The organism is Streptomyces sp. B15 (genome assembly GCF_018070605.1).
Classification (GTDB): Bacteria; Actinomycetota; Actinomycetes; order Streptomycetales; family Streptomycetaceae; genus Streptomyces; species Streptomyces smyrnaeus.
Genome location: NZ_JAGPXJ010000108.1, coordinates 1 through 20,149, shown reverse-complemented (window position 1 = coordinate 20,149; position 20,149 = coordinate 1). Strand labels below are relative to the sequence as shown.

20 protein-coding genes and 1 pseudogene are annotated in these 20,149 nt (G+C 71.6%); 5 read left to right on the top strand and 16 right to left on the bottom strand.

Annotation, left to right across the window (positions count from 1 at the left end):
• The 7 genes from KBY19_RS31660 to KBY19_RS31630 all read right to left on the bottom strand — a co-directional run.
• Positions 1 to 342 (bottom strand): aromatic amino acid lyase (locus KBY19_RS31660; RefSeq protein ID WP_307843676.1); only part of this gene is annotated, 342 nt, incomplete at its 3' end.
• Between the two features lie 58 nt (positions 343 to 400).
• Positions 401 to 1,267 carry an LLM class flavin-dependent oxidoreductase gene (locus KBY19_RS31655; protein ID WP_185016551.1) on the bottom strand — a complete coding sequence of 289 codons (867 nt, stop codon included), beginning with the start codon at positions 1,265 to 1,267 and terminating at the stop codon, positions 401 to 403.
• A gap of 32 nt (positions 1,268 to 1,299) precedes the next feature.
• Positions 1,300 to 2,337 carry a methyltransferase gene (locus KBY19_RS31650; RefSeq protein WP_099879606.1) on the bottom strand — a complete coding sequence of 346 codons (1,038 nt, stop codon included), beginning with the start codon at positions 2,335 to 2,337 and terminating at the stop codon, positions 1,300 to 1,302.
• Positions 2,334 to 3,908: a peptide MFS transporter gene (locus KBY19_RS31645; RefSeq protein ID WP_210956098.1), complete on the bottom strand. Its 1,575-nt coding sequence runs from the start codon at positions 3,906 to 3,908 to the stop codon at positions 2,334 to 2,336. Before KBY19_RS31645 ends, KBY19_RS31650 begins: the two co-directional genes overlap by 4 nt.
• On the bottom strand, positions 3,905 to 5,332 hold the full coding sequence (locus KBY19_RS31640) for an NAD(P)/FAD-dependent oxidoreductase (RefSeq protein ID WP_099886398.1): 1,428 nt from the start codon (positions 5,330 to 5,332) through the stop codon (positions 3,905 to 3,907). The genes KBY19_RS31645 and KBY19_RS31640 overlap by 4 nt, the downstream gene beginning before the upstream one ends.
• 193 nt (positions 5,333 to 5,525) lie before the next feature.
• On the bottom strand, positions 5,526 to 6,734 hold the full coding sequence (locus KBY19_RS31635) for an NAD(P)/FAD-dependent oxidoreductase (RefSeq protein ID WP_099879610.1): 1,209 nt from the start codon (positions 6,732 to 6,734) through the stop codon (positions 5,526 to 5,528).
• 216 nt (positions 6,735 to 6,950) lie between these two features.
• Positions 6,951 to 8,606, bottom strand: a complete 1,656-nt coding sequence (locus KBY19_RS31630) for a multicopper oxidase family protein (protein ID WP_210967211.1) — start codon at positions 8,604 to 8,606, stop codon at positions 6,951 to 6,953.
• A 128-nt stretch (positions 8,607 to 8,734) separates the two neighbouring features.
• Between KBY19_RS31630 and KBY19_RS31625 the strand changes: the two genes are divergently transcribed.
• The 5 genes from KBY19_RS31625 (at position 8,735) to KBY19_RS31605 (ending at position 13,647) form a co-directional block, all read left to right on the top strand.
• The gene (locus tag KBY19_RS31625) at positions 8,735 to 9,421 is read left to right on the top strand and encodes an SDR family NAD(P)-dependent oxidoreductase (protein WP_210967210.1); all 687 of its coding nucleotides are present in this window, start codon (positions 8,735 to 8,737) and stop codon (positions 9,419 to 9,421) included.
• A 104-nt stretch (positions 9,422 to 9,525) separates the two neighbouring features.
• Positions 9,526 to 9,927 (top strand): VOC family protein, encoded by a 402-nt coding sequence (locus KBY19_RS31620; RefSeq protein WP_180289600.1) that lies wholly within the window; start codon positions 9,526 to 9,528, stop codon positions 9,925 to 9,927.
• Positions 9,928 to 10,074: 147 nt separating this feature from the next.
• Positions 10,075 to 10,521 (top strand): VOC family protein, encoded by a 447-nt coding sequence (locus KBY19_RS31615; RefSeq protein ID WP_099879614.1) that lies wholly within the window; start codon positions 10,075 to 10,077, stop codon positions 10,519 to 10,521.
• 115 nt (positions 10,522 to 10,636) lie between these two features.
• Positions 10,637 to 11,869, top strand: a complete 1,233-nt coding sequence (locus tag KBY19_RS31610; RefSeq protein WP_307843675.1) for a cytochrome P450 — start codon at positions 10,637 to 10,639, stop codon at positions 11,867 to 11,869.
• A 74-nt stretch (positions 11,870 to 11,943) separates the two neighbouring features.
• Complete coding sequence (locus KBY19_RS31605) at positions 11,944 to 13,647, top strand: MFS transporter (protein ID WP_210956096.1); 1,704 nt, start codon at positions 11,944 to 11,946, stop codon at positions 13,645 to 13,647.
• A 72-nt stretch (positions 13,648 to 13,719) separates the two neighbouring features.
• On the opposite strand, the gene accC is transcribed toward KBY19_RS31605, so the two are convergent.
• The 9 genes and pseudogenes from accC to KBY19_RS31560 form a co-directional block, all read right to left on the bottom strand.
• On the bottom strand, positions 13,720 to 15,063 hold the full coding sequence (gene accC, locus KBY19_RS31600) for an acetyl-CoA carboxylase biotin carboxylase subunit (protein ID WP_307843674.1): 1,344 nt from the start codon (positions 15,061 to 15,063) through the stop codon (positions 13,720 to 13,722).
• 2 nt (positions 15,064 to 15,065) lie between these two features.
• Positions 15,066 to 15,605: an acetyl-CoA carboxylase biotin carboxyl carrier protein subunit gene (locus KBY19_RS31595; RefSeq protein WP_099879618.1), complete on the bottom strand. Its 540-nt coding sequence runs from the start codon at positions 15,603 to 15,605 to the stop codon at positions 15,066 to 15,068.
• A 207-nt stretch (positions 15,606 to 15,812) separates the two neighbouring features.
• Entirely contained in the window at positions 15,813 to 17,498 is a 1,686-nt protein-coding gene (gene accA / locus KBY19_RS31590) for an acetyl-CoA carboxylase carboxyl transferase subunit alpha (RefSeq protein ID WP_210967209.1), read from the bottom strand.
• Positions 17,495 to 17,809 carry an antibiotic biosynthesis monooxygenase gene (locus KBY19_RS31585; protein ID WP_099879622.1) on the bottom strand — a complete coding sequence of 105 codons (315 nt, stop codon included), beginning with the start codon at positions 17,807 to 17,809 and terminating at the stop codon, positions 17,495 to 17,497. Before KBY19_RS31585 ends, accA begins: the two co-directional genes overlap by 4 nt.
• Positions 17,799 to 18,143, bottom strand: a complete 345-nt coding sequence (locus KBY19_RS31580; protein ID WP_185016559.1) for an antibiotic biosynthesis monooxygenase — start codon at positions 18,141 to 18,143, stop codon at positions 17,799 to 17,801. Before KBY19_RS31580 ends, KBY19_RS31585 begins: the two co-directional genes overlap by 11 nt.
• Positions 18,143 to 18,895 (bottom strand): SDR family NAD(P)-dependent oxidoreductase, encoded by a 753-nt coding sequence (locus KBY19_RS31575; RefSeq protein ID WP_099879627.1) that lies wholly within the window; start codon positions 18,893 to 18,895, stop codon positions 18,143 to 18,145. The genes KBY19_RS31580 and KBY19_RS31575 overlap by 1 nt, the downstream gene beginning before the upstream one ends.
• A 26-nt stretch (positions 18,896 to 18,921) precedes the next feature.
• Entirely contained in the window at positions 18,922 to 19,383 is a 462-nt protein-coding gene (locus KBY19_RS31570; protein ID WP_099879629.1) for a DUF1772 domain-containing protein, read from the bottom strand.
• On the bottom strand, positions 19,380 to 19,859 hold the full coding sequence (locus tag KBY19_RS31565; protein ID WP_099879631.1) for an SRPBCC family protein: 480 nt from the start codon (positions 19,857 to 19,859) through the stop codon (positions 19,380 to 19,382). The genes KBY19_RS31570 and KBY19_RS31565 overlap by 4 nt, the downstream gene beginning before the upstream one ends.
• 12 nt (positions 19,860 to 19,871) lie before the next feature.
• Positions 19,872 to 20,149, bottom strand: a pseudogene (locus KBY19_RS31560) (ketosynthase chain-length factor); the annotation flags it as partial.

Genomic DNA, 20,149 nt, shown 5'->3' with positions numbered 1-20,149 from the left:
GTCGAGGGAGAGCGCCAGGTAGGCGGTGGAGAAGTGGCCGTGGTGATAGGCGTTCTCGGTGTCGACGTCGATGAGCGGGTTCTCGGCCGCGGCGTTGAGGTCGGTGGTCAGGATCTCTTCGAGCGCGTCGACGGCGTCCAGCGCCGGGCCTTGGACCTGCGGGAAGGCGCGCGGCCCGAAGGGGTCCTGGATGCGGCTGCCCGGCCCCGGTTCACCGTCGTCCCACAGGATGCGGCGCATCTCGGCGGCGCAGTGCAGCGAGCCGGGGTGCGGCCGCCGGGCGTGGACACGCTCGGCGTGTCGCTGACCTGGGCCCCCGAAACCAAGGGCGTCGCCCTCCACTGAGCCCTCCGGGGCCATGCCGCTGCGGCCGATGTGGGGGCGCGCCCTCGGCGCGGGTTCAGCCCAAGGTGGCCTCGGCCAGCAGGTCGAGCTGGCTCGGTGTGGCGGTGCAGGGGAAGACGAGCAGTTCGTCGCAGCCGGCTTCCGCGTAGGCGGCGGCCGTCTCACGGAGCGAGCCCGCGTCGGTGAGGACGGCCTTGGCGGCCATTTCGGCCTTGGGGCCGATGAAGGCGTAGTAGGCGCGCAGATAGCGCTCGGCTCTCTCGCGGGCGTCCGGGCCGAGGCACGCGTAGACCAGGGCGACAAGGCGTGGGGAGTCGGTGCGGCCCTCGGCACGCCAGGCGGCGCGGGCCTGCTGTGCCAGGTCCGCGTACGCGGTGGCGGAGCTGCCGCCCGCGATCCAGCCGCCCGCGTGGCGGGCGGCACGCCGCATGGCCGCCGGGGTGTGGCCCCCGACGATCAGTTCGGGGCCCGGGGCGGCGGGGCGGGGGCCGATGCCCTCGATGCCGGTGGCCGTTTCCTTGCCGTCCCAGATGGCGCGCAGTTCCGTCAGGATGGCGTCCAGGCGACGGCCCCGGTCGCGGTAGGGCGCGCCCGTCGCCTGGAAGTCGTCCTCCCTGCCGCCCGCGGCCGCGCCGACCACCAGCCGGCCGCCGGAGATCTCGTGCAAGGTGGCGAGTTGCTTGGCCAGCAGCGGGGTGCCGGGGCGGTAGGCGGCCAGCAGGATGCTGGTGGCCAGCCGGATCCGTTCGGTGACGGCCGCGGCGGCGGTGAGCGCGGTGAGGGGTTCGTAGCTGTCGTAGACGAGCCGGTCGAGCACGCCCAGCGTTGAGAAGCCGTGCTCCTCGGCTCGGACCGCCCACTGGACGAGCCGTCGCCCGTCGATGTCGGGCACGGTGGTGGGCAGGCCCACTCCGATCTCCACAGTCGGTCTCCTTACGGGTGGGGGCGCGGGCGTCAGGCCGCCGGTTTGCGGGCGGTCAGCAGGGTGTTGCCCAGCGGCAGCGGCCGGCTGGTCACCTCGGTGAATCCGGCCTGCTCCATCCAGCCGGCGCAGTGGTCCGGGTGGTATCCGGCGCCCGCCGGGGTCATGACGAGCATGTGGAGGCTGGCGATCAGCGAGGCCAGTTCGGGCTTGTCGCCGTTCATGGGGTCGTAGACGAGCAGCGCGCCGCCGTCGTGGACGGCCGTGTACGCCTTCTCGATCAGTGTGCGGCGCTCGTCGCGGGAGAAGTCGGCGAGCACATGCCCGATGACGACGACATCGGCGGGCGGCAGCGGGTCGGTGAAGAAGTCGCCGCCGGTGAAGCCGACCCGGTCGGCAACCCCCAGGTCGCCGGCGTGCTCGGCGCAGGGTTCGGCGTTCTGCGGCCGGTCGAAGACGGTCGCGCTCAGCCCGGGGCGGGCGCGGACGACACGCGCGGCGAGGTTGCCGCGGGCTCCGCCCACATCGGTGAGGGTGGTGTACCCGGACCAGTCGAGCGCGTCCAGCAGCTGTCCGATCAGCGGCTGGCTGAGCGAGTCCTGCATGGCCAGGAACATCCGGCGCGCGTGCGGATCGCTGAGCATGGCCTCGAAGTCGCCCTCGGCCTGTGGCTTTCCGGTGCGCAGCGCCTCGGTGAGCCGGCCCCACGCCGGATAGAGCACGAAACCCGCGCCCTCCAGGAAGCCGCCCTGGTAGTCGGGGCCGCGGACCAGCTGCCGCTGGGCCGCCTCGGTGTTGCGGTAGCGGCCGTACCGGCGCTCCAGCAGTCCGACGGCGGTCAGCGCGTCGAAGAAGTCGGCGGCGGCGCGCGGGTGCAGTCCGAGCGCGGCGCGCAGCTCCTCGGCCTCCGCGGTGCCGTCGGCGGTCTCGGCCAGCGCTGTGAACACTCCCAGTTCCAGTGCGCTCAGCAGCAGTTTGGAGGCGGCGAAGCCGAGCCCCAGCTGGGCGAGGGCGGAGGTCTGCGTGGAGTCGGGGGCGGTGGGTTCCGGTACCGGGGAGAGGATGGTCATGCGGGGTCGCCTTCCTTGACGGTCGCGGGCGCGGCATCCTCGGGCGGAGCCTCCTCGGCCGCTTCGCCGGCGTCCTGTTCGGGGGCCAGCCCGCGCGCCACGGCGTGCCGCCGGAGCGCGAGCGTGCCGCCGACGGCCAGCGCCAGGACGGCGAGCAGCAGGTAGTACAGCGCCTCTGGGATGACGTCGATCAGCCGGACGAGGCCGCTGCCCGCGCCGCCGCCGAGGGCGGCGAACAGCCACAGCAGTCCGAGCATGTGCGCGATGAAGCGGCGCGGCAGCACATCGGCGACGGCGGCGATGCCCACGGCTGCGACGATGAGTTCACCGCAGGCGTGCATCAGATAGACCACCAGCAGCCACAGCGGGGAGACCTTGTTGTCGCCCGAGGCCAGCGCGGCGGCGACCGCCATGATCAGGAAGCTGACGCCGGTCAGCAGCAGCCCGGCGGAGAACTTGGCCGGCACGCCCGCGCGTCCACCGCCGTGCTTGAGCAGCAGCCAGGCGAAGACGGGCGCCAGTACCAGGATGAACAGCGGGGTCGCCGACTGCAGCCAGCTGACCGGGACTTCGAAGCCGAGCACGTCGCGGTCGGTGGAGTGCTTGGCGAACAGGGTCAGGGACGAGCCGTCCTGGGCGATCAGCGACCAGAACAGGGTCGAGCCCAGGAAGATCCACAGGAACGAGCGCAGCCGTCTGCGGTCGCCGGCCCGCAGCTCGCGGCTGCGGTAGAGAACGGTGTAGGCGACGACGGGCGCGATGATCGAGGCCATGCCGACCAGCGCGATACCGCTGCCCGGCGTCAGCCCGCCGCCTGCCGCCATGCCGCCCAGCAGCAGCGCGAGCACGCCCGCGACGGTGCCGGCCCGCCGTTTGACGCGGCGTGCCGTCCCGGCGTCCAGCGGCCTGCCGGGCTTGTCGCCCACACCCTGGAACTGCGGCCGGGCCAGGGCGACCTGGATGGTGCCGATGAGCATGGCGGTGCCCGAGACGCCGAAGCCGAGCCGCCAGTCGACGCGTTCGCCGAGGAACCCGGCGATCAGCGGCGAGGTGAGCGCGCTGACCTGGATGCCCACGTAGATCAGCGAGATGCCGGCCTCGCGGCGTCCGTTGTCCTTGAACATCATGTTGAGCAGCGCCTGGTGGTTGGGCTTGTACAGGCCCATGCCGACGGCGAGCAGGACGAGCGCGATCGGAGTGAGCCACAGCAGCGGCGTGGCCAGCGCGAAGTGGCCCGCGGTGGTGATGGCGGCACCCAGCAGCAGGGTACGGCGGGGGCCCAGGACCCGGTCGGCGATCCAGCCGCCGGGCAGGCACAGCATGAAGGCCAGCCCGATCCAGGCGCCGAACAGCGCGGCGGCGTCCGCCTTGGCGAGCCCGAGCCCGCCCTCGTCGCGGGGCGCCACGGCGAACAGGACGAGGATCGCCTGCATACCGAAGAAGCCGAAGCGCTCCCACAGATCGCTCATGAACAGGGTGCGGAACCAGTTGGGCCAGGGGCGCAGCGAGGCGGAGGCGCTCTGCTCGCGGGGGGTGGGGCCCCCGGCCTCGGCGGTGTGTTCGGCTGTCATGCCGCGGGTCCTCCCTCGTCGGCGGCGGGCGCCGCACCCTCGGTCCTGGCCAGGTGCAGATGCGGGCGGAAGGAGAGGTACAGCCCGCCGACGGCGTTCTGCGCGCTCATCGGGGCCTGCTTCTGCTCGTGGACCTTGTTGAGGTTGGCGAGCGGGTTGGGGTCGCCGCTCTCGGCGCCGTTGAGGTGGGCGTGCACGCTCGCGTACACGTCCTGGGCGTCCTCCATGTCGGCGATGCCGGTGATGATGCGGTCGAAGGCATCCTGGAGGTTGAGGTTCTCGCGCTGCGCGGAGGTGAGCTTCTGCGCGTTGTAGAAGTGGTGCTCCTTGCCGCGATAGCTCTCGTAGAAGACCGAGACCAGCACCAGCAGCCGCTCGTAGGCGTGCCGGTAGACGGTGTTGAAGAAGTGCCAGGCCTCCTCTTCCTCGACCTCGCCGCGGATGACGCTGCCGAGGGCGGCGCTGGCCAGCATGGCGCTGTAGGTGGCCAGGTGGACGCCGGTGGACAGCAGCGGGTCGAGGAAGCAGGCGGCGTCGCCGCACATCAGATAGCCGGGGCGGCCGAAGTTCTCCGCGGTGTAGGAGTAGTCCTGCTCGACCTTCATGCCGCTCACCTGCTCGGCGCCGCCCAGCAGCCCGGTGACGGAGGGGCACTCGGTCAGCGCCTGGTCGTAGACCTCCTGGATGCCGCCCAGGTCGTTGCGCTTCTCGTTGAAGATGTCCCGCCCGGTGACCAGGCCGATGCTGGTGGTGCCGTCGTGCAGCGGGATCACCCAGAACCAGCCGTCGGGCGCCGAGCAGACGGCGATGGCGCCCTCGGGGCCGCGGTCGAGCGGCTTGACGTTCTTCCAGTACGTCCAGGCCGCCACATTGCGGAAGATCTCGTGGTACTGGCGGTTCTTCACATGCCGGGCCGCCAGGACGCCGCCGCGCCCGGAGGCGTCGATGACGTAGTCGAAGGTGATGCGCCCGCTCTCGGCCGGGTCCTTGGTGCCGGCCCACTGGGCGGCGACGGGACGCTCCCCGTCGAACTCCAGCTCCTTGACGGTGATGTTCTCCACGACCTCGACGCCCAGCGACTCGGCGTGCCGCAGCAGCAGCTCGTCGAACTCGGAGCGGATGACCTGCCAGGCGTTGGTGCCGTCGTCACCCAGGTTGTCGAACTTGACCTCCCACTCCTCCGGGCCCCAGAAGAAGTAGGCGCCGCCCTTGGGCTGGAAGCCGTGGGACTCCACCTTGTCCCAGACGCCGAGCAGTTCCAGGATCGGCCGGCACGAGGGGAGGATCGACTCGCCGATGTGGTAGCGGGGGAACCGGTCGCGCTCCAGCAGGGTGACCTCGAAGCCCTGCTTCGCCAGCAGTCCGGCCGCCGTTGACCCGGCGGGCCCGCCCCCGATGACAAGGATCTGGGTGGAACCACGCATGAACTTCTCCATCTCTCCGGGGTCCAGGACAGGTCGGTGCCGAAGGCTCGGACCCTGACCGGCACGGTGCTCCGGGCTGCCGGAGGGGCGGTGGAGACGTCCTCGAAGCGGAACCGCCGGCACAGCGCGGCACACGCGAGGGGCGCGCCCTTGAGCGGGCGCGCCCCTCGGTGGTGGGCGGTGGCGGTGGTGCTCAGACGCGGGCGGGTGTCACCGGCTCGTCCCATGGGACGCGGTAGGAGTAGACCGGCTCGGTGGCCTTGACGCCGAGCTTGAGGAAGAAGGGCAGCACCAGGTCGCGCACGGCACGTTGGAAGCCGTTGGCGGCGGCCTTCTGGTTGCCGGTCTTGCGCCCCTCCTTGATGATCTTCTCGACGCGGCCTTTGCGGATGTTCTGGTAGGCGGCGAAGGCCCGTTCCGGGGCGTCCAGGTCCCGCAGGCACTTGGCGAGCACGATCGCGTCCTCCATCGCCATGGAGGCGCCCTGCCCGACGTGCGGCGAGGTGGCGTGCGCCGCGTCCCCCACCAGACAGACCCGCCCCTTGTACCAGGTGGGCAGGGACGGCATGTCGTAGATGGGGTAGCCGATGATGCCGGCCGGGGTGTCCTCGATCAGCTGCGGCACCGGGTAGTGGTCCTTGCGGTGCTTGGCCAGCAGCCGCCGCTGCCACTCCTCGTGGGTGACGGCCTCGATCTCGCCCCGGGCGGGCTCGCGGGACTGGTGGTAGTTCTCGAACCAGTAGATCTCCCCGCCGGGCGTGGTCTGGTGGCCGAAGAAGCCGTCGAGGCAGAAGGACATCCGCATCGTGCCGTCCTCGGGCGCCCCGTACCGGGAGCGGGTGTAGCCGGCGGTGCCGATGACACCGGTGTACGTCGGCCTGGGGGCGTTCGGCAGCACCGAGTACCGCGACTTGGAGTGGATGCCGTCGCAGCCGACCATGAAGTCGCCCTCGGCGGTGGAGCCGTCGCGGAAGCGCACGGTCACGCCGTCCTCGGTCTCGGTCACGCTCTCGAAGAACTTCCCGAACTCGACGGTGATGCCCCGCTCGACGGCGGCCTCGCGCAGCCCCTTGTTCAGCAGGCCGCGTTTGAGCAGCAGCGTCTCTGCCGGGTTCTCGCCGAGCTGCTTGCCGCGGTGGTTGAGGAAGGCGGTGCTGGTCGTCGGCGATCCGTACCGCTCCACGTTGTCCCTGATGCCGAGGGTCTCCAGCACCGCGAGACCGTTGGGGGCGAGGTTGAGGAAGGCGCCGACGTCGTCGCGTGGTTCCTCGCTCGCCTCGTGGATGACGGCCTCGACACCGATCCGCTGGAGGAAGAGAGCCAGCACCGGGCCGGCGATCCCGCAGCCGATGAGCAGCGCCCTGCGCTGCCCCTTCGGCCCTGGCGCTTGTGGGTTACCCATGCGAGTCCTCGCCTCTCGTCACGATCGGGCAGTGCCTCTGCCACGTGCGCGGAGCGTAGGAAAGAGCACTTGCGGACCGCTCGAACGCCGGTGCGCCCCGTCAGGGGCGCGGGGCCGCATTGATGTGCGGCCCCGCCGCGTGGGCGCGACCGGCCACGAACACAGCCGCGGTCCGCAACCAACAGCCAGGGGCACCCCTCCCTCACCGGAAAAGCGCTAGTGGTGGCCGCCCGGCACCCGGCGCGGAGCCGAGCGCTCGGTTCCGGGCTTGACGACGGTGAACTGGCCCATCATTCCCTGGTCCTCGTGCTTGAGCATGTGGCAGTGGAACATGTAGGGCGTGGCCGGGTCGACGTACTCGGGGATCGGCACGGCCAGCCGTACCGTCTCCTGCGGGCGCAGATAGACGGTGTCCTTGAGGCCGCGCAACCGTTCGGGCACGGATCCTCCGTCGTAGGAGACGACGCTGAAGCTGGTGCCGTGCACATGGAAGGAGTGCGGCACGCCGTCGATGCCCTGGACGTCCCACAGTTCGACGGCGCGGGCGGGCGCGACCTGGTCGATGCGGTTCATGTCCATCGACCGACCGTTGATCTGGATGCCGGACAGTTCGAACTTCCGGATGCGCGCGGAGTCGGACGTCTTCACCGGCTCGGGGGCCCCGGGCAGCTCGGTGGGCAGCTCACCGGAGCCGCGCAGCTTCTCGGCGGCGCGGAACTGGAGCAGGTCGAAGGTGTCCTCGCCGCCGTCCAGCCGCCCGTTGGGGAAGCCCACACCGAGATCCGGCGGGTAGCTGCGCAGCACCGTCTTCTCACCCGGTTCGAAGGGCACCACGATCTCGGCGCGCTCGGCGGGTGCCAGCTGCAGCCGGCGCAGCCGTAAGGGGGCCGGCAGCAGGCCGCTCTCCTGGGCCACCAGGTGGAAGGCGCGGCCGTCGGTGAGGCCGAGGTTGTAGACGCGCGCGTTGGACCCGTTCAGCACGCGCAGCCGCACCAGCCGGGTGGTGACCTTCAGATGGGGGTTGGCGGTGCCGTTGACGAAGATGTTGTCGCCGAGGACGCCCAGGGAGCCGGCGCCGGCCAGCTCCTCCAGGAAGGAGACGCCGCGCAGCGACAGCGAGCCGTCGTCCTGGAAGGCGCGGTCCTGGAGGATCAGCGGTACGTCGTCCACGCCGTAGGTGTGCGGCAGGCCGGAGCCTTGGGAGTGCTCGTCCTCGATCAGGAACAGCCCCGCGATGCCGCGTGTGACGTGGTCGGCGGTCTTGCCGTGCGGGTGGGGGTGGTACCACAGGGTCGCCGCGGGCTGGTCGAGGCGCCAGCTGGGCCGCCACACCTCGCCCGGTGCGACGGCCTGGTGCGGCCCGCCGTCGAACTCCGCGGGCAGATGCATGCCGTGCCAGTGCAGCGTCGTGGTCTCGGGCAGCCCGTTGCTGAAGGTGACGGAGACGGTGTCGCCGCGCCGGGCACGCAGGGTCGGGCCGAGGAACGGCCCGTTGATGCCCCAGGTGGGTGTCTTCTTGCCGGGTACGAGGCTGCTGGTGCCGGTGCGTGCCTTCAGATTGAAGTGGCGCCTGCCGCGCTTGTCCTTCTCGGGCTCCAGCAGCCGCGGTACGGCCACCGGGTTGCGGAAGTCCAGCTCGCCGACGTTGGACAGCTTCCGGTCGCGGTAGACCAACGCGTAGTTGACGCCGTACGCGCCTCCGGTCAGCGCGCCCAGGCCCAGCAGCGAACCCGCGGTGATCAGGATGCGACGCCGGACGACCCTCCGGCGGGTACGGACGGGCGGCCCGTCCTGCTCTCCGGTGTGCTCACCGGAGCCGGACGGATCGGCGCCGGAGGGGTCGGGGGTCGCGCTGTGCGGCGGTCTGGTCATCGGTCCATCATGCCCAACGCCGCTCAACCTCCGCTGTTATCCGTGAACTTGACACCCGTCCGGTCGAGCGCGGCTCCACCAGGGCGCGGCATGCTGCCGCTCCCGACGACAGGCGAGAGGGCGATCCCATGGCGGAGGTCTGCAGGACTGCTCTGGTCACCGGCGGCAACCGCGGCATCGGGTACGCCGTCGCGACACTGCTGCACGCCCGCGGGCACCGGGTGATCGTCGCGGCGCGGAACGGCGCCGAGGCCCGGACCGCCGCCGAGCGGCTGGGGGGCGGGGCGAGGGGCGCCACCGTGGACGTCACCGATCCGGACGCGGTGGCAGAGCTGCGCGCGGCGGTGGGCGCCGTCGACATCCTGGTCAACAACGCCGGAGTGCAGCTCGACTGGGGCGAGCAGCCCACCGGTGTCGACCTGGCGCTGGTCGACCGCACGCTGGAGGTCAACCTGCTGGGCGCGTGGCGGATGGCGCAGACGTTCGTCCCGGACATGGTGCGCGGGGCCTGGGGGCGGGTCCTCAACATCTCCAGCGGTACCGCCTCGTTCGCCCTCGGGCTGCCGGGCGCGTGCCCCGCGTACTCCGTCTCCAAGGCCTCCCTCAACGCGCTGACGGTGCTGCTCGCCCGGGAGACCGAGGGCACCGGCGTGCTGGTGAACGCGATCAACCCCGGGCTGGTCCGCTCCCGGATGCGGCCCGACGCCGAGCAGTCGCCGCAGCAGGCCGCCGAGCACATCGTCCGCGCCGCCACGCTGCCCGACGACGGCCCGTCGGGGGTCTTCCTGCGGCGGGACGCCCTCATCGGCTGGTGACGTGCCCGTCGGCGGGCCTCGCGACCGCGTCCCCAGACATCTTCGAGGGCCGCTGGCTACTCCTGGGGGCGACAGCGCATCCCGACCCTGCGGAGGTACTCCCAGTGATCAACGGCGTGAACAAGATCTTCATCTTCGTGGACGACCAGCAGAAGGCCAAGGAGTTCTGGACCGGAACCATGGGCTTCGGGCTCCACCTGGACTCCGAGGAATGCCCGGGTGCGGGATGGGTCGAGGTGGTGACCCCCGACAAGCGGGCCATCCTCATCCTGGCGCAGCGCCCCGAAGGCATGCCCAGCACGGCGGGGCAACGCTCGCACACGGCGTTCTACTGCGACGACATCCACAAGACGGTAGCCGAGCTGCGGTCGCGCGGGGTCGAGATCGCGAACGACATCACCGAGGAGCACTGGGGGCTGTCGGCGGACTTCAAGGACCCGCTGGGCACCCTCTTCAACATCGGTGAGCGCACCCCCGAGGTCCAGCCCCCGCCGCCGAACAACTGACGACCCGACGCGGTTGTCGCAGCTCCCGACGATCCCGCCGGACCCGCGCCGTCATGGCCGACCGCACCGCGGAGGGTCCGGCGGAGTCGTCGGCGGGCGCGGCCCGCCACGCACCGGCCCACACCACACCCGCAGGAGGTATCCACCGTGCCAGGGGACGAGACAGCGGCCGACGCCGACGACATCCGGGCCGGCCAGCCCACCCTGTTCACCGACGACATCGAGGCGATGGCGGCCTTCTACCGGACCATCGGCTTCGTGGAGACGTACCGGTTCCCCACCAAGGAGGAGCCGGTGTTCATCACCCTCAAGTGGAGCGCCTTCCACCTCACGCTGGCCGACGCGGCAGCCGTCCGCGGCTCGACGGGGCTGTCCGGCATCGGAACGTCCGGCAGCCACCGGTTCGACATCACGGTCATCGTCGAGGACGTCGACAAGACGGTCGGCGCGCTCCGGGAGGCCGGCGCCCCGGTCGTACTGGAGCCGCGCGACCAGCCCTGGGGGGACCGGCACGCCTATGTGACCGACCCCGAGGGCAACTACGTGCAGATCACCACACACAGCAACCACGACTTCGGGTGGAGCGGCGCATGACCCGGTCCTGCCGCGCTCGAGCCGGACTCGAGGCGCGGCTGGGACGCTGGCCGGTGCGACCGGTCACATCGCTGCGACCTCCGCACGAGAGAAGAGCCTTCGAAGGGAGCCAGGTGTGACCACGACAGGTCCGCAGCCGCCCGCAGCTCGGCGGGAACAGCCGCCGCTCGCCTACCCGTTGGGCGAGCCCACCCGACTCGACCTGCACCCGGGCTACGCCCGGCTGCTCGCCGAGTCCCCGCTCACCCGGGTGACGATGCCGCACGGCGGCACAGCGTGGCTGGCGACCGGCTACGAGGCGGTGCGCGAGGTGATGTCCTCCCCCGCCGTCAGCCGGGCCGCCGCGGCGGAGAACCCGGCGATACCCCGGCTGCTGCCCGAACCCCCGCCCGCCGGAACGATCATGACACTCGACCCGCCGGAGCACTCCCGGCTGCGTCGCCTGGTCAGCAAGGCGTTCACGGCCCGCCGGGTGGAGGCCATGCGGTCCCGCATCCAGAAGGCCGTCGACGAGCTGCTGGACGACATGGTGGCGCACGGCGCTCCCGCCGACCTGGTGCGGCAGCTGGCCGTGCCGCTGCCGGTGCGGGTGATCTGCGAGGTGATGGGCGTGCCCGTGGAGGACGAGAAACACTTCCGCGCCTTCACCGAGGGGATCATGGGCACCACGGCCTTCGACTCGGACGAGGTCAAGGCCGCGATGGGCAACTTCTTCGGCTACTTCGCCCAGTTGGTCGCCGAGCGCCGCGCCGACCCGACCGACGATCTGCTCGGTGCCCTGGTGACCGCGCGGGACGACGACGACAAGCTGAGCGAGCAGGAACTGGTGTGGCTTGGCGTCGCACTGCTGATCGGCGGCCACGAGACCACGCTGAACCAGATCACCAACTTCACCTATGTGCTGCTGGGCAACCCCGCACGCGCGCAGGAGCTGCGCGAACACCCCGAGTTGTGGCCCAGGGCCGTCGAGGAGCTGCTGCGGTACGTGCCCACCGGGGCCGGCTCGGCGTTCGCGAGTCTGGTCACCGAGGACACGGTGCTGCACGGGGTGCCGGTGGCCGCGGGCGAGGCGGTGATCGTGGACCTGGGAGCCGCCAACCGTGACCCGGCCGCCTTCGACCACCCCGACGAGCTGGACTTCCACCGGGAGCCCAACCACCACCTGGCGATGGGGCACGGCGCCCACTTCTGCCTGGGCGCCCAACTCGCCAGGATGGAGCTGCACATCGCGCTCGGCACGCTCCTCGACCGCTTCCCCGGCCTGCGGCTGGCGGTGCCCGAGGAGGACCTCACCTGGCGTACGGGGTCGCTGATCCGCGGTCTGGACGAGCTGCCGGTCGCCTGGTGACGGCCCGCCCATGACCCGCCCGGCAATCCCGACCGCCCACAACCTCATAGCACCGACAGTGCGGAGTTGGAGACATGACCACCACAGCGGACAACTCGGTGACCCCGGCGGCCGGGCCGTACCCCAAGCGCTGGCTGGCGCTCGGGGTGCTGCTCGCCGCGGCCTTCATGGACCTGCTGGACGTCACGATCGTCAACATCGCCTTACCCGACATCCGCAGTGACCTGGACGCCGGCTACGCGGCCTCCCAGTGGGTGGTGACCGCCTACACCCTGGCCTTCGGTCTGGGGCTGATCACCGGTGGCCGCCTGGGCGACGGTTACGGCCGCAAGCGGATCTTCCTGCTGGGCATCGGACTGTTCACGCTCTCCTCGCTGCTGTGCGGTATCGCACCCGACGTCGAGGTGCTGGTGGCGGCGCGCGCGGTGCAGGGCATCGCCTCGGCGCTGATGGTGCCGCAGATCATGGCGACGGTCTACGCGATCTTCCCGGGGAACGAGCGCGGCGGCGCCAGCGGCGCCTATGGCGCCGTGACCGGGCTGGCCGCGGTGGCCGGGCCGGTGCTGGGCGGCGTGTTCGTCGCCTACGACGTGCTGGGGCTGGGCTGGCGCGCGGTCTTCCTCGTCAATGTGCCCATCGGGGTGGCCGCGCTGTTCGCCGCCTGGCTACTGGTGCCGGAGACCAAGTCGGACTTCCCGCTGCGGATGGACGTCCTCGGCGTCGTCCTGGTCAGTGTCAGCCTGCTGCTCCTGCTGTATCCGCTGGTGCAGGGGCGTACCAGCGGCTGGCCCGCCTGGATGGTCGTCGCGCTGGTCGCGGCGCCGCTCGTGATGGTCGGCTACGCGCTGCACGCCCGGGCCAAGGAGCGACGCGACGACTCCCCGCTGGTGCCGCTGCGGCTGTTCGGACAGCCCGGGTTCAGCGCGGGCACCGTCGTGCTGTTCGTCTTCGACGCGACGATGATCGGCTTCTTCCTGGCGATCTCGCTCACCCTGCAGATCGGCCTCGGCTACAGCGCCATGCGCACCGGTCTGCTGTTCCTGCCGTGGGCGATCGGCGCGGGCCTCACCTCCGGTGCCGCCGACGGGCTGGTCGCAAAGCTGGGGCGGCATCTGCTCACCGCGGGCGCGCTGGTGATGGCCGCGGGCATGCTGTGGTTCGCGCTGGCCCTGGAGCCGGGCGCGAGCTGGTGGGAGCTGGCGCCCGGCCTGTTCCTGGCGGGCATCGGCATGGGCGGCGTCATCGGCCCGGCCTTCACCGTCGCGGGCGCCCATGTGGCGGGCCGGGACGCCGGGGCCGCCTCCGGTTCGCTGAGCGCCGCCGTACAGCTCGGCAACGCGACCGGTGCCGCGCTGCTGGGCGTGCTGCTGTTCACGCCGCTGGCCGACGCCGCCCCGGACGCCTACGACGGGCACGAGAAGCAGCTGCGCACCCAGCTGATCGCCGCCGGCACGCCGGCCGCCGAGGCGCGGGAGCTGACGGCGCAGCTGCGTCCCTGTTTCCTCGACTACGCGAAGGAGGAGAACCCGGACAAGCAACCGGCCGGCTGCGGCCCGGTGTTCGAGAAGGCCGGCAGCGATCCCGAGGTGCGGCAGGCCGTGGACAAGGCGGTCGACGCCAGCCGCGCCGAGATGTTCACCGACACCTTCGGGCGCTTCGTATGGTTCACGGTCGGCGGCCTGGCCGTCGTCGCGCTGCTCGCCCAGACGATGCCGCGCGAGGTGCGCGGCTACGAGAGCTGGGGCGAGGAGAACGAGGCGCAGGAGGCCAAGAGCTGAGCGCCGCTCCCCCGCACGACTCGGCCCCGGCCCTGGGATCAGGGCCGGGGCCGAGTCGTGCGGGGGACGCCGTCAGTCGCGGGTGTCGAGGAAGGAGGTGATGTGCCGGCCCGCGCGGAAGACCGGGTCGGCGACGATCTCGCGCAGCAGCGGGATGGTGGTGTGCACTCCCGGTCCGGCGATGCGGAACTCGGCCAGCGCCCGGTCCATCCTGTCCAGGGCCTCGTCGCGCTCGGGCGCCCAGCAGACGACCTTCGCCAGCAGCGAGTCGTACTGCGGCGGCACCTTCCACCCGGCCCGGCCGTGGGTGTCCACACGGACGAACGGCCCACCGGGCGGTACGAACTCCTCCAGCGTGCCGGGTGCCGGCGCGAAGTCCCGCGCCGGGTCCTCGGCGTTGACCCGGCACTCGACGGCCACACCGCGGGGCACCAGGTCCTCCTGGGTCATCCGCAGCGTCTCGCCCGAGGCGACCCGGATCTGCTCGCGGACCAGGTCGACCCCGTACACCGCCTCGGTGACCGGATGCTCGACCTGGATGCGGCAGTTCATCTCCATGAAGGAGAAGCCCTCGTCGTGCACCAGGAACTCGAAGGTGCCCGCGCCCGTGTAGCCGATGGCGCGGGCCCCGCGCACCGCCGCGCGGGCCATGGCCGAGCGCAGCTGCGGGTGCAGCCCGGGCCCGGGGCTCTCCTCGACGAGCTTTTGGTGCCGGCGCTGCACGGAGCAGTCCCGCTCGCCCAGGTGCAGCACGGTGCCGTGCCCGTCGGCGAGCACCTGGACCTCGATGTGCCGGGCGCTGTCGCAGTACCGCTCCATGTAGACGCGGTTGTCCCCGAAGACGGCCTGCGCGGTCGCGCGGGTCTGCCGATAGGCGGGCAGCAGGTCGGCGGCGTGCCGTACGACGGTCATCCCACGGCCGCCGCCGCCCGCCGCCGCCTTGATGATCAGCGGGTAGCCGATCCGGGACGCCAGGTCGGACGCCTCGGCGGCGCTGTCGACGGTGCCGGGGCTGCCGGGCAGTACCGGCAGCCCCGCGTCCGTCATCAGCGCCCTGGCCACGGCCTTGTCCCCCAGCTTGGCCAGCACCTCGGGGCGCGGGCCGATGAAGGTGAGGCCGTTCTCCGCGCAGATCTCGGCGAAGTCGGGGTCCTCGGAGAGGAATCCGTAGCCGGGGTGCACGGCGTCGGCCCCGGTGCGCAGCGCCGCCTCGATCACGGCGGGCGCCGAGAGGTACGACTTGCGGGGCGCCCCGGGGCCGATCTGCACCGCGGCGTCCGCAGCGCGCACATGGCTGCTGTCCTGGTCCGCCGTCGAATGCACGGCAACGGTGCGGATACCCAGCTCGCGGCAGGTCCGCATGACACGTATCGCGATCTCACCCCGGTTGGCCACCAGGACGGTGCCGAATCCCACGGTCAGGCCCCCTCGTCCGTACCGTCCGCGGCCGGGTCGGGGTCGAGGAGCACCAGCGGCTCGCCGTACTCGACCGGCTCGCCGTCTGCGACCAGCACCTCCACGACCCGCCCGGGCCGGGTGGCCTCCAGCGGGTTCATCAGCTTCATCGCCTCGATGATGCCGAGCTGCTGCCCCTTCTCCACATGGTCGCCCGGCTGTACGAAGGGCGGCGCGCCGGGGGCGGGAGCGGCGTAGAAGGTACCGACGAGAGGGGCACACTCGCGGTGCCCCTCCAGGATCTGCTCTCCGGCGCCCCCCGCGGCGCCGGTTCCCTCCTGGGGGGCCGGGCCGACCAGGGCGGCCGGCCCTCGGTCGCCCTCCCATTCGACCTCGATGCTGGCCGCGCCGAGCGCGATGCGGACCCTGCGGGGCTTGTCCGGCCCCACCCGGACCACTTCCGCGATGCTCCGGCAGATGTCCGCGAGCGCCAGCCCGCTGTTGTCGTAGTCCAGCCCCGCGAAGGTGTCGTCGGAGCCCTGTGTTCGGGTGAGCTCACTCATGAGTGCCTCTCGATCGAATGCGTACCCGGCATGGGGGGTTGCACTTGCCGGCCCTGCGCCCCGGGGGCGCCTTCAGGGGGGCGCGGGAAACTGCGCGCGCAGCCTGGGGGCACCTCCCGGCCGAAGGCTGGGGGCACCTCCCGGCCGAAGGCTGGGGGAAGACAGACGGCCCGCAGCAAACGGACAGGGGAACCCCCTCGCCGGACATCACGGGCCCTCCACGAGTCCGAAGGCCCGGAAGCGCCGCCTCCGTGCGACCACCGACTCCTCCCCCGGCGCGGAGCGCAACTCGCGCAAGGCGCACACAACAGCCCTCCGCACGGCGTCGCTCAAAGCAGCCGTATCCACATGCCCGCCGCCCTCAGGTTCGGGAACGACCCCGTCCACCACGCCGAGCCTCAGCAAGGACGCCGCATCAAGTGCCAACTCGTCGGCGGCGACAGCCGCCTCCGCGGCGTTCTTCCACAAGATGGCCGCGCAGCCCTCCGGGCTGATCACCGAGTAGGTCGCGTTCGCGCAGATCAGCACGCGGTCGGCGACGCCCAGCGCGAGAGCGCCGCCGCTGCCGCCCTCGCCGGTCACCACGGCGACGACCGGCACCGGCAGCGAACCCATCAGCCGCAGGTTCTCGGCGATGGCGACGGACTGGCCCTTCTCCTCGGCGGTCAGCCCCGGGTAGGCGCCCGGGGTGTCGATGAGGGTGACGACGGGAATCCGCAGCTTGGCCGCCAGCCGCATCAGCCGTGCCGCCTTGCGGTAGCCGGCGGGTGTGGGCATCCCGAAGTTGCGGCCCACCAGTTCGGTGGTGGTGTGGCCCTTCTGATGCCCGATGACCATGACCGGCAACTCCTCCAGGCGGCCGATCCCGCCGACGATCGCGGGGCACTCCTCGCCGGCCCGGTCGCCGTGCAGTTCGACGAAGCCGTCCAGCCAGTACCCGATGTGCTCCAGGGCGGTGGGCCGGCCGGCCTCGCGGGCGAGCTGTACGCAGTCCCAGGCGGGCAGCTGATCCAGCAGCTGGCTGTCGCGGACGACGGGATCCACCTCGCCGCTCCCCCACTCCGCCGCCGGGCCGGTGGACACGGCCAGCAGCCGGGCGAGCCGGGCGCGCAGTTCGCCGCGCTCCCACACATCGTCCACGAGGCCGTGGTCGCGCAGGAACTCGGCGGTCTGGAAGCCGTCGGGCAGCTGCTGGCGGATGGTCTGTTCGATGACGCGCGGCCCGGCGAAGCCCATCCTGGCGCCCGGTTCGGCGACCACCACGTCGGAGAGCGTGGCGAAGGATGCGGCGACCCCGCCGTAGGTCGGGTCGGTGACCAGGGTGACCGTCAGCAGCCCGGCCTCGTCCAGTTCGGCCAGCGCGTTGCTGGTCTTGGCCATCTGCATCAGCGAGAGCGCGCCCTCCTGCATGCGGGCGCCGCCGGAAGCGGTGACCAGCAGCAGCGGGGTGCGGTCCCGGAGCGCGTTCTCGGCGGCGGTGGTGATCGCCTCGCCCGCCGCGACACCGAGGCTGCCGCCGAAGAAGCGGAAGTCCATGACGGCGGCCGTCAGATGCTGTCCCTCGATGCGTCCGCGCACGGCCAGCACGGCGTCGTGCTGATCCGTGCGGTGGCGGGCCTGCTGAAGCCGCTCGGCATAGGGGCGCTGGTCCACGAAGTCGAGGGGGTTGTGCTGGGTCTCGGGTATGTCGAGGTACTGGACGCTGCCCTCGTCGAAGAGTTGCGCTATGCGCGCGGGTGCGTCCAGGCGGGCGTGTGCCCCGCACTCGGGGCACACGTGCAGCAGCCGCTGGTACCGCTTGCCGTAGACCAGGGAGCGGCAGTTGGTGCACGAGACCCAGGAGGGTTGTTCCTGGGCCGGTGCGTGGCCCGGCGGCCTGAGGGAAGTCGTCATCTGTACTCCGCGTCCACCTCGTAGATGCCGAACGGCACCGTCGGCCGCGTGTCCCGGTACGGGCGCAGCGGGGCCGTGTCGTCCTTGTGGGTGGCGCCCTCCTCCCATGCGCGGAAGGCCGCCATGTCCGACCAGCGGCTGACGACGACGAGCGCGGTCGGGTCGGCGGGCGAGCGCAGCAGCTCGTTGCCGAGCATGCCGGGCACCTGCGCCATCCGCTTGCTGACCAGGTGGTACGCGTCGCGTACCGCGGCCAGCTGCTCGTCGTCGTACGCCGCCTGGTACACCAGTACACGGACCTCAGCGGGCATCCGTGTCCGCCTTGCCGGGTACGTGTGCGACGACCGTCATCGTGTTGAAGGAGCCCTGCGAGCGGTAGGGGTGCAGCCGCTCGCGGTGGGCCAGGTGCGCGTCGCTGGTCTCGAACTCGCGGAAACCGGGCTCGTCCACCCAGTCGCTGACGATGTAGTAGGTGGACTCCTCGTCGGCCGACTTGGACAGCCACTGGCCCAGGCAGGCGGGGTGGCCGGTGACCGCCTCGGTGCTGCCGCGCCACACCTTCTCGAAGTCGGCTTCCATGCCCGGGTTGATCTGCATCCGCAGCAGCACCCGGAACTGTCCCTCTCGCTGTGCTTCGGTGGCCATCAGGAGATTCCTCCGTCCACGCCGATGGTGGCGCCGGTGACATAGCGGGACAGGTCGCTGGCCAGCCACAGGACGGCACCGGCGACCTCTTCGGGGGTGCCGAGCCGGGCCAGCGCGGTCTTGGCGCTGTACCGCTCGATCATGAGTTTCTGCTGGTCCTCGGGCATCTTGTGCAGGTTCTCCGTCTCGATGACACCGAGCGCGACGATGTTGAAGCGGATGCCCTGGCTGCCGAACTCCTTGGCCAGCGAGCGGTTCAGCCCCACCAGCGCGGCCTTGGTGGCGGTGTAGTGGGAGCGCAGCGGGATGCCCGCCTCCACGGCCTTGGAGCCGATGCTGACGACCGACGAGCCCTCGCCCAGCAGCGGCAGCGCCGCCTGGATGACCAGGTGGACACCGGTGAGGTTGACATCGACGATGCGCCGCCACTCCTCCAGCGGCAGCTCGGCGTAGGGGATGTGGCTGATGGCGCCCGCGTTGTTGACGACCAGGTCGAGGTGGCCCCAGCGGGTGCGGGCCTCGGCGATCAGGGCGCCGACGCTGTCGGGGTCGGAGACGTCGGCGCGCACCACATGGTGGTCGCCGTCGGTCTCCTTGAGCGCCGCCTGGAGGGAGGCGACGGCCTCGCTCTCTGTCTGGTAGCAGGTCAGCACGTCGGCGCCGGCCTCGGCCAGGGCGAGCACGATGCCCCGCCCCACTCCCCTGGTGCCGCCGGTGACCAGGGCTTTCCTGCCCTTGAGGCCGAGATCCATGAGTGTCTCCTTAAGCGGTTCGTAGGTCACAGCAGCAGCGTGAGCGCCGCGCAGTTGGCGACCAGGGCGAGAACGGTCAGCGCGCTGCGGCGCTGGTTCCAGGCACCCCAGTGCCGGCGCGGATCGCGGTCGGCGAAGTCGGCCGGCAGATGGTCCGGGTCGAGGGTGCGCACCCACTTGTTGACCGGGACGTTCTTGGTGAGCGAGATGACGACGGTGACCGCCGCCAGTACGGCGCCCGCGACGAACAGGCCGCGGGCCCCCGGGTGCGGGCTGACGGCCGCCAGCCAGATGTCTCCCGCCAGGGTGCCGAGCAGACAGATCGGCATGGCCGGGTCGTAGCGGGTGGCGAAGAACGCGTGCGCGTGCACATACCGGTCGGCGGGCAGCGCCGCCAGCAGCGGCCAGCCGCCGAGCTGGGTGCCGAACAGCACCCCGGCGGCCAGCCCGTTGAACAGGACGACGAGCGGGGCGAGATACGCGATCACTGCCGCCCCGCCGCTGCCTTCGCTGCCGCCTCGACCTTCTCCTTGATGAGCTTCATCTGGATGGCGGTGTTGCGGTTGAGGTGCTCGGTCATGCCCTCGTCGGTGACGGGGGCGGCCTCCTTCATATGGAAGTCCTGGACCCAGCGCATCTTGGTGCCGTCGCCCTCGGGCAGGTACTCCCAGTAGATGTTCATGTACTCGAAGGGCCCCGTCTCCACGCGGTGGGCCCGCACCTGGCGGGTCTTCGGGTCGGGGATCCGCTTGGAGACCCAGCTCCAGGCGTTGCCGTCCTCGTCGGGGTGCATGGTGAGCCGGAAGAGGATCTCCCGGCCGCTGTCCCCGTCCTTGTCCTCCAGCACCTCGACGGACGCGTACTCGCTGAACAGCCGGGGCCAGGAGTCGAGATCATTGGTCATCTCCCAGACCAGTTCCAGCGGCGCGTCGATGACGATGCTGTTGTCGGTGTGGCCCGCCATGGCGGTCCCTCCTCACTTGTCGCGGTTTCGCTGCGCGTGTCCCAGCACGAGTGCGGCGTTGAAGCCGCCGTGGCCGCGGGCGACGACCAGCGCGGTACGCAGCTCGGTCGGGCGGGGCTCGCCGAGCACCAGGTCGATCTCGTATCCGGGGGCTGCCGCGGCCGGGCCCGCGGTGTGCGGGACGGTCTGGTCGCGCAGTGCGAGCAGCGCGGTGGCCGCGTCCAGTGCCGCTCCCCCGCCGTAGAGCCGTCCGGTCAGCGTCTTGGGGGCGGTCACGGGCACACCGCGCG

Coding starts and splice junctions, on each gene's coding strand:
- KBY19_RS31650 (WP_099879606.1), bottom strand. CDS start 2,337: ATGACCATCCTCTCCCCGGTACCGGAACCCACCGCCCCCGACTCCACG.
- KBY19_RS31645 (WP_210956098.1), bottom strand. CDS start 3,908: ATGACAGCCGAACACACCGCCGAGGCCGGGGGCCCCACCCCCCGCGAG.
- KBY19_RS31640 (WP_099886398.1), bottom strand. CDS start 5,332: ATGCGTGGTTCCACCCAGATCCTTGTCATCGGGGGCGGGCCCGCCGGG.
- KBY19_RS31635 (WP_099879610.1), bottom strand. CDS start 6,734: ATGGGTAACCCACAAGCGCCAGGGCCGAAGGGGCAGCGCAGGGCGCTG.
- KBY19_RS31630 (WP_210967211.1), bottom strand. CDS start 8,606: ATGACCAGACCGCCGCACAGCGCGACCCCCGACCCCTCCGGCGCCGAT.
- KBY19_RS31625 (WP_210967210.1), top strand. CDS start 8,735: ATGGCGGAGGTCTGCAGGACTGCTCTGGTCACCGGCGGCAACCGCGGC.
- KBY19_RS31605 (WP_210956096.1), top strand. CDS start 11,944: ATGACCACCACAGCGGACAACTCGGTGACCCCGGCGGCCGGGCCGTAC.
- KBY19_RS31595 (WP_099879618.1), bottom strand. CDS start 15,605: ATGAGTGAGCTCACCCGAACACAGGGCTCCGACGACACCTTCGCGGGG.
- accA (WP_210967209.1), bottom strand. CDS start 17,498: ATGACGACTTCCCTCAGGCCGCCGGGCCACGCACCGGCCCAGGAACAA.
- KBY19_RS31585 (WP_099879622.1), bottom strand. CDS start 17,809: ATGCCCGCTGAGGTCCGTGTACTGGTGTACCAGGCGGCGTACGACGAC.
- KBY19_RS31580 (WP_185016559.1), bottom strand. CDS start 18,143: ATGGCCACCGAAGCACAGCGAGAGGGACAGTTCCGGGTGCTGCTGCGG.
- KBY19_RS31575 (WP_099879627.1), bottom strand. CDS start 18,895: ATGGATCTCGGCCTCAAGGGCAGGAAAGCCCTGGTCACCGGCGGCACC.
- KBY19_RS31565 (WP_099879631.1), bottom strand. CDS start 19,859: ATGGCGGGCCACACCGACAACAGCATCGTCATCGACGCGCCGCTGGAA.